This is a genomic window from Erythrobacter sp. THAF29, assembly GCF_009363635.1.
Taxonomy (GTDB): domain Bacteria; phylum Pseudomonadota; class Alphaproteobacteria; order Sphingomonadales; family Sphingomonadaceae; genus Erythrobacter.
The window spans coordinates 2,659,735-2,672,151 of the sequence record NZ_CP045392.1; the positions used below are offsets into that span (position 1 = coordinate 2,659,735).

12 protein-coding genes are annotated in these 12,417 nt (G+C 59.4%); 4 read left to right on the forward strand and 8 right to left on the reverse strand.

From position 1 onward, the window contains the following. Nucleotides 1-87 precede the first annotated feature (87 nt). On the reverse strand, nucleotides 88-1,170 hold the full coding sequence (gene ald / locus FIU90_RS12955) for an alanine dehydrogenase (RefSeq protein WP_152435152.1): 1,083 nt from the start codon (nucleotides 1,168-1,170) through the stop codon (nucleotides 88-90). Nucleotides 1,171-1,503: 333 nt separating this feature from the next. On the opposite strand from ald, the gene FIU90_RS12960 reads away from it, so the two are divergent. Beyond that, entirely contained in the window at nucleotides 1,504-2,955 is a 1,452-nt protein-coding gene (locus tag FIU90_RS12960; RefSeq protein WP_152435153.1) for an NAD-dependent succinate-semialdehyde dehydrogenase, read from the forward strand. A gap of 349 nt (nucleotides 2,956-3,304) precedes the next feature. Here FIU90_RS12960 and FIU90_RS12965 read toward each other — a convergent pair whose 3' ends face one another. Further along, complete coding sequence (locus FIU90_RS12965) at nucleotides 3,305-4,471, reverse strand: alpha-hydroxy-acid oxidizing protein (protein WP_152435154.1); 1,167 nt, start codon at nucleotides 4,469-4,471, stop codon at nucleotides 3,305-3,307. A 78-nt stretch (nucleotides 4,472-4,549) separates the two neighbouring features. After that, entirely contained in the window at nucleotides 4,550-4,918 is a 369-nt protein-coding gene (locus FIU90_RS12970; RefSeq protein ID WP_152435155.1) for a thiol-disulfide oxidoreductase DCC family protein, read from the reverse strand. A 104-nt stretch (nucleotides 4,919-5,022) separates the two neighbouring features. On the opposite strand from FIU90_RS12970, the gene FIU90_RS12975 reads away from it, so the two are divergent. Beyond that, complete coding sequence (locus FIU90_RS12975; protein ID WP_152435156.1) at nucleotides 5,023-5,583, forward strand: hypothetical protein; 561 nt, start codon at nucleotides 5,023-5,025, stop codon at nucleotides 5,581-5,583. A 73-nt stretch (nucleotides 5,584-5,656) separates the two neighbouring features. On the opposite strand, the gene FIU90_RS12980 is transcribed toward FIU90_RS12975, so the two are convergent. Then, a complete protein-coding gene (locus tag FIU90_RS12980; RefSeq protein WP_152435157.1) occupies nucleotides 5,657-7,633 on the reverse strand; it encodes an asparagine synthase-related protein in 1,977 nt (658 codons plus the stop codon). A 333-nt stretch (nucleotides 7,634-7,966) separates the two neighbouring features. Between FIU90_RS12980 and FIU90_RS15580 the strand changes: the two genes are divergently transcribed. Continuing rightward, nucleotides 7,967-8,119 (forward strand): hypothetical protein, encoded by a 153-nt coding sequence (locus FIU90_RS15580; RefSeq protein WP_172970261.1) that lies wholly within the window; start codon nucleotides 7,967-7,969, stop codon nucleotides 8,117-8,119. Between the two features lie 104 nt (nucleotides 8,120-8,223). On the opposite strand, the gene FIU90_RS12985 is transcribed toward FIU90_RS15580, so the two are convergent. Genes FIU90_RS12985 through FIU90_RS12995 form a run of 3 tightly spaced genes read right to left on the reverse strand, consistent with a single transcriptional unit; the run spans nucleotide 8,224 to nucleotide 10,206 of the window. Further along, nucleotides 8,224-8,514, reverse strand: coding sequence for a PqqD family peptide modification chaperone (locus tag FIU90_RS12985; protein ID WP_152435158.1), 291 nt, complete (start codon nucleotides 8,512-8,514; stop codon nucleotides 8,224-8,226). Further along, complete coding sequence (locus FIU90_RS12990; RefSeq protein WP_152435159.1) at nucleotides 8,511-9,368, reverse strand: sulfotransferase domain-containing protein; 858 nt, start codon at nucleotides 9,366-9,368, stop codon at nucleotides 8,511-8,513. The genes FIU90_RS12985 and FIU90_RS12990 overlap by 4 nt, the downstream gene beginning before the upstream one ends. 1 nt (nucleotide 9,369) lies before the next feature. Beyond that, complete coding sequence (locus tag FIU90_RS12995) at nucleotides 9,370-10,206, reverse strand: hypothetical protein (RefSeq protein WP_152435160.1); 837 nt, start codon at nucleotides 10,204-10,206, stop codon at nucleotides 9,370-9,372. Nucleotides 10,207-10,433: 227 nt separating this feature from the next. On the opposite strand from FIU90_RS12995, the gene FIU90_RS13000 reads away from it, so the two are divergent. Then, the gene (locus tag FIU90_RS13000) at nucleotides 10,434-11,621 is read left to right on the forward strand and encodes a nucleotidyltransferase family protein (protein ID WP_152435161.1); all 1,188 of its coding nucleotides are present in this window, start codon (nucleotides 10,434-10,436) and stop codon (nucleotides 11,619-11,621) included. A gap of 25 nt (nucleotides 11,622-11,646) precedes the next feature. Here the strand turns inward: FIU90_RS13000 and FIU90_RS13005 are convergent, their stop codons facing one another. After that, on the reverse strand, nucleotides 11,647-12,393 hold the full coding sequence (locus tag FIU90_RS13005; RefSeq protein WP_234029524.1) for a hypothetical protein: 747 nt from the start codon (nucleotides 12,391-12,393) through the stop codon (nucleotides 11,647-11,649). Between the last annotated feature and the right edge of the window lie 24 nt (nucleotides 12,394-12,417).

A 12,417-nucleotide genomic window follows, 5' to 3' on the forward strand; every position in this document is an offset into this window, starting at 1 on the left:
CTCTCCATTTCGTGCCCCGAATATAGCGATCAGCCGCTCCGCTTACCCGCGAAACCGGCACACCAAGTGTTCGCTTTCATGCAACAATCAGAACCCGAGGCTCTCCGCGACTGCAGAATTTACAATCTTGCCCTTATGCACGTTGAGCCCCGGCTTGAGGTACGGATCACGTTCGCACGCCTCGATACCATGCTTCGCCAGCGCAAGACCGAAGGGCAAGGTCGCGTTGTTTAGCGCGTAGCTGGAGGTGTGCGGGACGGCGCCCGGCATGTTCGCGACGCAATAATGGATGATATCGTCGACGAGATAGGTCGGGTCCTCATGCGTTGTCGGCTTGGAAGTCTCAAAGCAGCCGCCCTGATCGATCGCGACGTCAACCAGCACCGCGCGGTGCTGCATCAGGCCAAGCATTTCGCGCGTCACCAGTTTTGGCGCGCTCGCTCCCGGGATCAGGACCGCACCGACCACCACGTCTGCATCGGTGATCGCGTCTTCGATCGTGCCCGCGTTGGAATAGCGCGTGGTCGCGCGCCCCTGAAACATGTCGTCCAGCTCGCGAATGCGCGGCAGCGAGCGGTCGAGGATTTCGACATTCGCGCCGAGGCCCACCGCCATGCGTGCCGCCTGCGTGCCCACCACGCCGCCGCCGATCACGACTACCTTTGCCGGGAGCACTCCGGGAACACCGCCCATCAGGATGCCTCGACCGCCATTGTTCTTGTGGCTCGCCTGCGCGCTCGCCTCGATCGACAGGCGCCCTGCGACTTCACTCATCGGTGCAAGCAGCGGGAGTGATCCATCCGGCGCGGTCACGGTTTCGTAGGCGACGGCCGAAACACCACTTTCCATCAGCCCCTTTGCCTGTTCGGGATCGGGAGCGAGATGGAGATAGGTGAACAGGATCTGGCCTTCGCGCAGCTGCACCCATTCGTTTGGCTGCGGCTCCTTGACCTTCACCACCATTTCGGCGCGGGCAAAGACTTCCTCCGCGCTGTCGACGATTTGCGCGCCGACCTTGCGATAATCATCATCGGTCTTGCTGATGCCCAGACCGGCTCCGGTTTCGACGATGATGTCGTGCCCGTTGGTGACGTATTCGCGCGCAGCTTCCGGCGTCAGGCCGACGCGGTATTCGTGGTTCTTGATCTCTTTGGGGACGCCAACAAGCATTGATTCGCTCCTGGGGAATTCGCTGCCCCCCGTTACGCCTTGCGCAACAAAGTTTCAATTGAAACAAACGGAATTGTGCGCCATTTTGGCTCGGCAAGACGCTGTCGGAGCGACGCTTGGCTTTCCTACTTGCTGTGCCTCATGCAAGGGACGAGGAGGCGGCCACGCTCTTAGACAGCGTTTCAGGTTGGAGAAGTGTCAATTTCGTATTTTAAGCGAAAACCCGTTCTTTTCCAGACAATTAAGACCAAATAGGGCGCTTGACAGGGTGTCAACTTTGTCAACTTCGAAACCGAAGGATCGCCCGCACCCATTTCGCGAAGGAGCCACCCCATGACCGCCTACCCCACCGTAAAAATGTTCATTGGCGGCGAATGGATCGCCGATGGCGGGGACGGCTCGATGCCGGTCCACAACCCGGCAACCGAGGAAAAACTGGGCGACGCGCCCAAGGCTTCGAAAGAGCAGCTCGATGCAGCGCTCGCAGCGGCGGACGAGGCATTCCCGTCTTGGGCCGCCACTCCCGGTGCACAGCGCCACAAAATCCTCGCCCGCGCGGCCGATCTGCTTCGCGAGCGTGCGCCGCAGATTGCCCGGATCGTCACGCTCGAAGAAGGCAAACCGCATGCGCAGGCGCTGGGAGAGACGGTGGGCGCGGCGGACCTGATCGACTTCCTGGGCGAAGAGGCAAAGCGGCAAGGTGGGCGGCTTGTCCCGACCCGCAGTGCAAACCTGCTGCAACAGCGCGTGACACAGGAACCGATCGGCCCCGCCATGTTGTTCACGCCGTGGAATTTCCCGATAAACCTTCCTGCGAAGAAACTTGCAGGAGCGCTGGCGGCAGGCTGCTCGTGCATCCTTAAGCCTGCCGAAACCACCCCGGCCTCGGCACAGGCGCTAGTCGAATGCTTCACCGATGCGGGCGTACCGCCGGGTGCGATCAACCTTGTTTATGGCGATCCGGCGATGATTTCTAACCATCTCATCACCGCGCCCGCCACGCGCAAGGTCAGCTTCACCGGCTCGACTGCGGTGGGCAAGCAACTGGGCGCGCTAGCTGCACAGCACCTCAAACGCTTCACCGCCGAGCTTGGTGGACACGCACCGGTGGTGATCGGCGAAAGCGCCGATTTCGAGCGCACCGTTGCAGCTTGCGCGGGCACCAAGTTCCGCAATGCAGGGCAAGTCTGCGTGTCGCCAACGCGGTTTCTCGTCCACCGCAGTATTTACGACAAGTTCGTTGCCGAGTTCGCTGCGCACTCCGAAAAACTGAAGGTGGGCGACGCAAGTGCCGATGACAGCGTCGATATGGGCCCACTCGCCCACGCCGGCCGGGTCGAGGCCATGGTCGACCTGATGGGATCGGTCGGCGGCAATGACGGGGAGATCGTGACCGGCGGCGATGCGATTGCGGGCAAGGGTCACTTCTTCCAGCCAACTGTGATCGCCGGGCCTTCCACGCAAAGCCGGCTGATGACCGAAGAACCCTTCGGCCCGGTCGCGGGCATCGTGCCTTACGACGATATCGCCGAGGCGGTGAAAATCGCGAATTCGCTTCGCTATGGCCTTGCCGCCTATGCTTTCACCGCCTCGCTCGACGAAAGCCATTATCTCGGCAATTCACTGCGCGCAGGCATGGTCGCGATCAACCACTTCGCGGTGGGGTCGCCGGAAACCCCATTCGGTGGGATCGGCGATAGCGGGTTTGGTTCGGAAAGCGGCGTCGAAGGCTATCTCGGATACACCGAGACCAAGCTTGTCACCGTTGCGAAGGCCGGAGCATGACCTTCACGCTTGACGAAGGTCAGATTCGCGGCAGCCAGCGCGTAAAGGCGTTGAGCAGCGATTTCTTGTGATCGGGCATCGGACGAATGCGTCCGTATCGTGCCCGCCGCGAACTTTCGTTGCTATTACAAACGGTTCGACCGAACGAGTCCGGCCCACTCGAAATGATGGTTGGTATTTCCACTGATGTGCGTCCCGATTCGCTTTTTATTGTGAGCGTTAACTAACACTAAATCGGGGGCGACATGAGTCGAAATCGGGCCGGACGTTATTTTTATGCGGTGATGTCAAGCGGCGCGCGCAAATTTCTCCCGAAAAGCTCGCCGGTGTGGCGGTTGAGTTGAACCGATCAGCGATCGGTCCGCTGCGCCCCCGCTTCGCGAACCGCTTCGAGCGTCGGGTAACCGTTAACTGCCATCAGCAGGTCGGCTTCGGCGAGGATTGAGCGAAGCACCCATGCCGCGCCCTCCGCGCCGCCGATGGCAAGCCCATAGGTGTAAGGCCTGCCCACGCCCACCGCCCTCGCCCCTAGCGCGAGCGCCTTGACCGCGTCGGAGCCGGAACGGATGCCGCTGTCGAACAGCACCGGCACATCGCCTGCAGCCTTTACGATATCTTCGAGAAGGTCGATGGTCGCGATCCCGCCATTGGCCTGTCGCCCGCCGTGGTTCGAACAATAGATTGCGTCCGCCCCGGTATCGACGGCGCGGCGCGCATCGTCGGGATGGCAGATGCCCTTGAGGACGATCGGCATCTTGGTCACGTCCTTGAACCACTTCATGTCATCCCAAGTCAGCACCTGGCCGAACACGCCTGCGAACATCATGATCGCAGCTGCCATATCCTCCTCGGGCGGCTTGGCGAGCAGCGAACGGAAGACCGGATCGCAAAAGTAATTCTCGAGCACGCGCCCGCGCAGCTGCGGGAAGTTGGAGGCGTTGAGATCGCGCGGACGCCAGCCGGTCACCCAGGTGTCGAGCGTCACGACGAGCGCCTTGTAGCCGGCCTTCTCCGCACGGCCGATGAAGCTTTCGGCAAGTTCGCGATTGCGCGGCGTGTAAAGCTGGAAAAAGGCGGTGGTGTCGCCGCATGCTTCTTTCACATCCTCCAGCGGGTCGTTCGACAGAGTGGAGGCGCAGAACGGGATACCCGTCGTCGCCGATGCTTTCGCCGCGGCCATGTCACCGTGCCGGTCCTGCGTCGCCTCTCCGTTTACGCCCACCGGGGCCATGAAGAGCGGGGTTTCGAACTTCTCACCGAACAGCTTAATCGAAAGGTCGCGCTCAGAGCAGTCGACCATCATGCGAGGGATCATGCCCCAGTGCTGAAAGGCGCTCGCATTGGTGTCCTGCGTATGCTCGTCCCCGCAGCCGCCCGCGACGTAGTTCGTCATCATCGGGCCGAGCGCTTCGTGCGCCCGCTGTTCAAGCGTCGCGAAATCGACCGGGTAACGCGGCAGGTGCCCCTGCAGGCCGGCATTGTAGATTTCGTTCTGCATCCCGCCAAAATTGCTCATGCAGCTTCCTCTCCTGTCCCTTTTCTAAGGACAAGCTTGAACCAGATGCGCTGCGGACAGCAAGCGGTTTATGGGCGATCAACGAAACAGGCGCTGGATGTGGGGCCGCACGCGCAGAAACGCGACGTAGAGACGTTCGAGCACGCGCAAGACGTATCGGTTTCGGGCCAGCAGGCCGAACGGTCGAAGGACCGGGATAGCACGCCACATGGCGGCAAAGGCGGCTGCTCCGCTCAGCACTTTGCCATTCTCCTCGGCGTGGAAGCGTGCGAGAAGATCGGCCTGATCCACAGGGCAGTCTGAGTCACTCGATTGCGAGACGTCGATAAAGTCTATTGCATCCCGGCGATCGAGCCGACGCATCGCCGCAATCTCGCGAATGCAAAGGGGACATGCCCCATCGAACCATACTTTTACTTGTGGATCAGATGGGGTTGCCGAATTCATAGCCCGATCAAGGTGCGATTGAGCCACGGAATTTCAAGTTTAAAACTGGCGACAGCCCGCGCCGCGCTGTTAAGGATGTGCGCAAGAGACAAAGAGGAATTCTCGTGAATTTGACCCGCAAGACCGTCCACACTGCCTGTATCGCAATCGGCACCGCAGCTTTTCTCGGCGCATCGGGAGCGACTGCACAACCAATGCCGATCGACACCATCGACGAGGCCGTGCTCCTGAGCACGGTCAACGAGGAGACGGTCGCGCCCGCATTGGCGGTGGTGACCGGAAACCAACTCGTTTCGGTCGACGCCGACGGGAACCCGATGCTCATCGCAACGGCCACAAACGGTCTCCGCTTCGAAGTAAGGTTCCGGGCCTGCGAAGCAATTTCCGGGGAATCCAAGCGCCACTGCAAAGGCGTGTTCATCGTGGGAGTCTGGGACGCTTTGCCCGAGAGTGATCGCGCAGCCTTCGCAGACCTCATGACCGGCTTTTCGCGCCAAAACCCGGCGGTCAATGCTGGGTTAACGGGCGACGGCTCGCCATACCTCGTACGTTATGTCATAGCCGATTTCGGCACGCCGCAGGGCAACATGGTCTCGGAATTCGCAAATTACATCCGCAGCGCGACCGAGTTTCAGAACGCCATTGGATCGCTTTACACGCAATAGCGCCAGTGCCTTATTCAGGCTATTTTGCTGCGCAAGCGATCGCGGCGCTACCGCCTCTAGCCCTGCCCCCCGTTTAGTTTCGGCCCTCGACCTGGTTGATAAAGCGCGCAATCGCTATCGCGCGGCCAATGCCGTATCGCGCAATGCCGTAATCAGGATAGTCGGAGGAAGAGATGGGTGTGTCATCCGGCCATTCGCGGGTCACTGTCTTCATCCGCTCGATATCGAGCCGACCGGCAATTTCGGGAATGCCTTCAAGACGTTCCAGTTCCGCAAGGATACGATCGAGATCTCGCTTGCGCCGGCTGTGCCAGTCGGATGCCTGTTCGCCCCGCGGCGCGTTGAGAACTTCGGGCGGTAGTTTGCCCTTCATCATTTGCTTGATGAGCCTGCGATCGACGCCGTCCCGATAGAATTGGTCGTCGGGAATCGCGAAGCAAAACTCGATCAGCTTGCGATCCTCGTACCCGACGAAGGAATCGATTCCCGCCATCGCCTTGTAGGCTTCGAACAGACCGCCACCATCGTTGCGCGCGCCCTTTTGCATGATGGCCCGCATCAAATCCTGTCGACTGCGAGGCATCCGATAGCGATCGTCGGAATCGAAATCGCGCAGTCGCTCTTCGACACGGGTGTCTTCGGCAAAGCCTGGATTGATGGCAGAATACGCGCGGTACCCTTGCTTGCTGACGTGGCCACGCAGGCGCATGTAGCCATCATACAGCGGATCCGGCAGATTATTGACCGCTGCCTGTCCCAGCACACTATAGAGACGCGCTTGAGGCCTTCTCGCAACGTATCTGCTGGTCTCGCGGGCAAGCTTTCCGAACCGGCCGGTACGAAGCCATTGGGCGAAGAGGATGTGGGCAATGCCGAGACTTACCGTGCCGTTTCCGGCAGCTCCGTTAACGAGCAATTTATGGCCGTCTCGCCTGCAGTTGATCCTGACCGCTGCCCCCCAGGCGCTGTTGCCGACGCCTCGGGTTGGCATATCGGCATAAGACTGGAGCATGTCGACTTCCTGATCGAACGCAAGAGATTTGCCGCTGACGAAGTCGACGTCCAGTTCAGGATACATGCGAGCGAGCGCGCGAACGGGGCCACTCTCGTCTCCCAGCCAATTCTCGCGAACACGGCCGTCCCAAGTACTTTCGGGAACGCCGGTGTAAGCTTTCAGAGACTTCGTGCCCGAAGTCCCTTCGGCACGCATTCGCTCGATCATCAGCACTGCAAGCGTCGTTGAGTCCAGACCGGCGCTGAGGCTCAATGCAGGTTTGCCGGGGACGCGGAAGGCAGTGGCCAGCGTGCTGTCGACGATTTCGCGCGCCCTTTCAGCGTAGTCATCATCGGTTTCGAAACGCACCGGCTCGACATTCTCGAACATGTCGAAATACCTGGTCCGCGGCTCCTGGTCACGGGACGCTACCATCGTGCAGGATTGCCCGATCACCGAGACGTTCTTGAAGTAGGATCGGCTCGTATCCTGATGGTTCAGGACAAGCGCATCGGCGATTTTGAGTTCGTCCACCTCGCGGGGAATCTCCGGGAAGGCGAAGATGGCCTTAGTCGAAGATGCCACGATCAGGCGGTCGCGCTCCTCGAAGAGATAAAGCTGCTGCGAGCGTTCGGGGCTGCGGATCGCGGTTAACCGGTGCTCGCGAGTGTCGCAGACGAGAAGACTGTAGCCACCATACAGGTGATCGCGGCAATCCTCGCCCCATTTGAGCCACGCGCCCATTGCGAGTTCGCAATCGGGAATTCCATCGAGCCCATCGCTTTCGATGCGAAGCTTTTCGGCGAGTTCGGCCCGATGGTTCAGTTTGCCGAGAAAAAGCAAATGCCACCGATCAGCGCGCTTGACCGGCTGCCGTTCACTCGGGTCACTAAGCGAAAACCCGGACGAAAACGTCCACGTGATCGCGAAGGGACCATCGGCAATTGTCGCCTGTTTGTCGGCCCCGAGAACGCGCAATGCGTCCTTCATCCGGTTGGCGCTTTCGATCGACGCCTCACGCCCGTCACGCCGAAATTCGACTGCAAATCCGCTCATTCCGCAAGCCCTTAGACGCTCATCCGGGGATAATCTACGGGTCACTCGCGAGTGAAAGATATGTTGTGCGAATGGCCTTCTTCACCGTCGCCTGTTCTCGACTTCTGTACCAATTCCCAGATCGCCTCGCCATGTCGAGGGGAACAGGCGACCTGTCGTGGGCCAGCTGAGACCGTTCCTAATCAGTATTCTTTTCAGCAAACTGTGCATTCACCCAAACAAGAGCCTGTTGAGAAGCTGCGGGATTTTGTGCTTGCACGAAATGTATAAAATACGTAACGCTTCACGTGAGTTAGTTACCGTAACCTCTCAATCGTTCAGGGCAGATTAGACATGACAAAGAAGAATGCGAACATTGCTGGTGCAGCAAAGGCTAAGTGGGAAGCGCCGCAGCTTGTCACCGTGGACGCAAACCTTGCCGACATCGAAGCTTCGCTTAATCCGGGCACCGATTCGCTCATGGTCGGTTTGTCGTCGCAGAGCTAAGATAGGATTGGCGGTTTTTCCGCCGATCGAACCTGGTCTTTACGCGGGCCGCTTCACGCGAAGCGGCCCGCGCTCCATTTTGAGCTTCCACATTCGCCTCTGGGCTAGCGGACCTCGATCAAGCCCCGATCCCGCAGACCCGCCAGGAATGCCAGGGTCTGCTGCTCGCACTCTGGCCGGTCGACGTCGAATTCCTCGAGCAGCTTGTCACAGATTTCCGACACCGTTTTTGGCTCTTCCATCATTGCCCAGATCCGGAGCCCGGTCGATTTGAGCGAGGAAAAATTGCCTTCGTCGAGGTGCATCAGGATCGCTTCACCATCGACGCTGCTCTCAACAAAGTTTTCCGTCTTCGCCACCTTGTGACTCAATTCGATCGTTGCCTGGTTGCTCACGCGGCTTTCCCTTCCAAATATCCCAATTCGCGCATGACATCGGCGTGATGCGAGATCAACTCTTCTTGCAGGCTCGCAGAAAGCCGTTCCCTGCCTTCTCCAGATCGACCGGATCGAAAGAACTTTTCCGAGTTGACGGGCCTTTCGGCAAATCCCTTGTCCTGCTCAATCTTTTGCAGGCGTTCGAACCTTGAGGCCTCGACGGCGTCTTCGATCGACATGACGAACTTGCTTCTGTCGAGCTTCGCGAAATCGACCACCCTGGCCAGAACGGCAACCGTGTTTTTCCTCATATCCTCGTACCGGATAACGCATACGGGAATTTCCTTCTGCTCCACCCAGCTTCGGTAGTGGCTGGACCAATCGTACATGACCTGACGGAGTTGTTCGCGACCGTCACCTGCCAGCGCAAAGGCGGGATCGTTCATCTTGCGCACCGCAGTCTCAAACTCCTTGACCCCCAAATGATGCGCGAATGAAACCGCCACATCGAGCGGATCGCGAACGATATAGATTACCGCGCGCGAACAGTCGGAGGGGAAAAATGGCTCGCCATTCGGCAAGCGGCCATACGCATCGTGCACTTTCATGAATGCCACATCGTCGTGCTCTGCAGCCGCGGCGCGATAGACGGCAGGACGGAGGCGGTCGATTTCCGCGTCGGTCAAATCGAAAGTGTTGAGCGCGGTGTGATATTCAAAAGTGCTCCGGTTGCTGCTTATCCCAGCTACGGGAGCGAACACATCATCATCGACTTGCTCGGACGCACCGGTGAGCTTTCCGAGCATCAGGCGCAGCCAGGTGTTTCCCGATTTTGGATAGCTTGCGAGCCAGACGAACGTGCCATCGCTCATCTCAACTGTCCTGAGAGGTGGCCGGACCGATCGCCTCGCTGACGTAATCGATCGCCGTTTCGTAATTCTCCGGCCCCAGCTGCCTCACGAATTCGCTGACCTTCACATTCTCGAGCAGTTTCTTGAGCGCAAGAAACAGCGGCTTTCGGCCCAGCAGGACTTCCGCGAAATGCGGGCGATAGAGATTTCGCCGGATTGCTTGCAGGGCTTCGGCAGGCGGGAGTTCTGTCAGGGTGTTCAGCTCGGTTGCATCGCCCAAGGCGCGCTTGAGCAGAAAGAGCCTTGTAAGCGGGGCGACCGCAATCTCGCTCTGCCCGGGAGGAACAGCGTAGAATTTGTCGATGGCATTGGCCTCTCGCACTGGATCGAGAGCCTCCGCTCCCGTCTTGTCGATGGCATCTCCCCATAGCTTCAATTGTTTCTGACCAGCGAAGCAGATCGCCCCATCACCCTTCGCCGATGGATCGAAGATCAGCGTATCGTCGGTAAAGAACGGATAGCCGCGTAGGGCGAGGTTTGCGGCCATCGTCGATTTGCCAGCACCCGAATAACCCGTGAAGGCTGCAATCTTGCCTCCGGCGAGCACTGCACTGGCATGGATCGGGATCAAGCCCCGCTGGTAGCACAAGGCCCCCCACGCCGTTCCCAGCAAAAAGAGTATGATGTCGCGATCGCCCGCGTCGGGACCACGCGAATAGACAATCTCCCGTCCTTCTTTCACGTGCATGCGCGTGCCGTCGGGGATGTCGAGCAGCAACTCATCCGGTCGCAACTGGTAGGTTACGCCCTGTGCGACAGCTTCGATTGAGTCCGGAACGTCGCCTTCTCGAATGATCACATCCGCTTGCCCATCGGCGAGCGCAGCGCTCAGCCTAGGCCCCAGATCGATGTCGGATGTGATTGTGAACGGGAAAGACGCAGTGGCAGAAAGTGCATTTTGCGTTTGAATTGTGGCTTCTCCGTGCTTCCGAATGCGCGCATGCGAGTATGTGTGGGCTGGCCTCCTAATACGGCTTGCTGCCATTGCGGCAAGGGCCTAGCCCGCCTAGCCAGAGATCGAGGCCCATGAATATTAGATCGACCCCGGTTGCTGCCGACTTGCCCCCTGAACTGCGCCTGCTCGCAGCATGTTGCGCGCATCCGGTAACCGGAGAAAGCCGGAGGCAGGTTGAGGACCTTGCCGACCGGATCGGCGATTGGGATGAGGTGTCGAAAGCCGCCCAGAGGCATCAGGTACAGGGCTTCGTGCAGAACCGCCTTTCCGGCTGCGAAGCCGTTCCCGACGAGATCCGAAACCGCTGGGCCAACGAAGCCCGCAATCGCGCGACATTCAACTTGAGGCAGGCCGGTATGACCGGGAAGCTTCACAAGCTTCTGAACGAGCACTCCATCCGCAATCTCGTAATCAAGGGCCTGCCATTGGCTGCGCATGTCTACGGATCGCTTTCGATCAAGCGGAGCGCGGACATCGACTTGCTGATCGAGCCGCAGAATGCTGTCCGCGCCGTTGATCTGCTGGCGCGAAATGGTTTTGTCGCGCTTGAAACTGGTGAGCCGCTTACAGCTTCGCAGACCGAAAGCGTTGTCCGCCATTTCAAGGAAATCACGCTGGTCGGCGACGGGAACATACTGATCGACCTGCACTGGAGGCTGGTTGAGCAGTCAAACTTGCTCAGAGGGATCGAACCCTTTGCCAACGCGCGCGCAATATCGATCGAAAATATCGGCAGCATCTCGGTTCTCGGAGAAGAAGACGAGTTCGCCTATTTGTGCACGCATGGTGCGCTGTCGGATTGGAGCAGGCTCAAGTGGCTGGCAGACGTCAACGCTGTTATCGCGGAACGCGGCGACAAAGAGATCCTCGCGCTCTACGAATACGCCAAGGGCCTTGGTGCCGGACCGAGCGTTCTTCAAGCGCTGGCGCTGAGGGCGCTCTTGTGGGGCACCCCGCTTCCGCAGGAGCTGGCACAACAGTTTCAATCGATTAGCGACGACCATTTTGTCGCGTATCCGATTGCGCGGATGACAATGCCCTACAAACCGGAATCATCTCGCGATGCGTTGCGCCGGATCGCAAGCCAATCGCGCATACGCTCGACGCTTTATGGCAGCCGCGCCGCAGCAATTCGGGAACTGACATCTCACTTGCGCGCCCTGCCCGATGTGCTCGCGCTCCCCCTGCCCGCGTCGCTCGATTGGCTTTACCTGCCACTGAGGCCGGTCATGTGGCTTGATCGAAAGCTTCGATCATGAAGGCGAGTAAGAAAATTCCGCGCGCTCAAGCGGCCCTTGCAACGTCAGACTTTGGTTTCGTCTGGACCGTGAAAAAGAGGATCAGACCGACGCCAACCGTGCTCGGCCCAGCCCATATGAGCGGATTGAATACCTGATCGGGCAAAAGCCGGATGAGGCCGACCGAAAGAAACGCGGTGTAGGCTGAAATTCCCATCCCGATGAGGGCGCGGAAATGCTCGCCGACATAGGAGCGCGGGTGCACATCTCCATTGCGCCAGACGAAGACCTGCTGCAGCGCCATCGCGACAAGACCGACGCCAGCGACGAGCGGCATGAGCGGATGCCCGACTTCAAACCCAAACCAACCGCACCACAGAGCCGAAAGCACCACGGCAACAATCACTATCTGGTAGCGCGGTGCACGCAGAGCCTTGCGATCTCTGCGGTGTCTGACAACAGCCAGCCCGTAATCGGCGAAACCGAGCGTGAGAAGGCCGAGATAGAGCATCATCCAGCCAAACAGCCCAGCGAACAATTCGCGATTCGTGACCGAGGGAATACGTTCTTCAGGTCCGTACAGCGAAAGCAGGGCCATCGCGATCGCGAGCGCGCCCGCGCCAACGAAGCCATAGCATGATGCCTTGCCCCATTTGCGATGCGGCTGCGATCCCTTGCGCGTTGCAATCGGTCCCCAGAATGCAACCAATCCCACCGTTCCGGCGATTACATGCAAGACGATAAGGGCCTCGAAGAGGTGCATGCCTGACAGCGTGTACCAAAGGATATACACGCGCAAGGGTCAGCCCGGATTGCC

Bases quoted from the DNA above. Each gene is read 5' to 3' on its own strand.
- ald (WP_152435152.1), bottom strand. From the start codon at position 1,170: ATGCTTGTTGGCGTCCCCAAAGAGATCAAGAACCACGAATACCGCGTC.
- FIU90_RS12960 (WP_152435153.1), top strand. From the start codon at position 1,504: ATGACCGCCTACCCCACCGTAAAAATGTTCATTGGCGGCGAATGGATC.
- FIU90_RS12965 (WP_152435154.1), bottom strand. From the start codon at position 4,471: ATGAGCAATTTTGGCGGGATGCAGAACGAAATCTACAATGCCGGCCTG.
- FIU90_RS12970 (WP_152435155.1), bottom strand. From the start codon at position 4,918: ATGAATTCGGCAACCCCATCTGATCCACAAGTAAAAGTATGGTTCGAT.
- FIU90_RS12980 (WP_152435157.1), bottom strand. From the start codon at position 7,633: ATGAGCGGATTTGCAGTCGAATTTCGGCGTGACGGGCGTGAGGCGTCG.
- FIU90_RS15580 (WP_172970261.1), top strand. From the start codon at position 7,967: ATGACAAAGAAGAATGCGAACATTGCTGGTGCAGCAAAGGCTAAGTGG.
- FIU90_RS12990 (WP_152435159.1), bottom strand. From the start codon at position 9,368: ATGAGCGATGGCACGTTCGTCTGGCTCGCAAGCTATCCAAAATCGGGA.
- FIU90_RS13000 (WP_152435161.1), top strand. From the start codon at position 10,434: ATGAATATTAGATCGACCCCGGTTGCTGCCGACTTGCCCCCTGAACTG.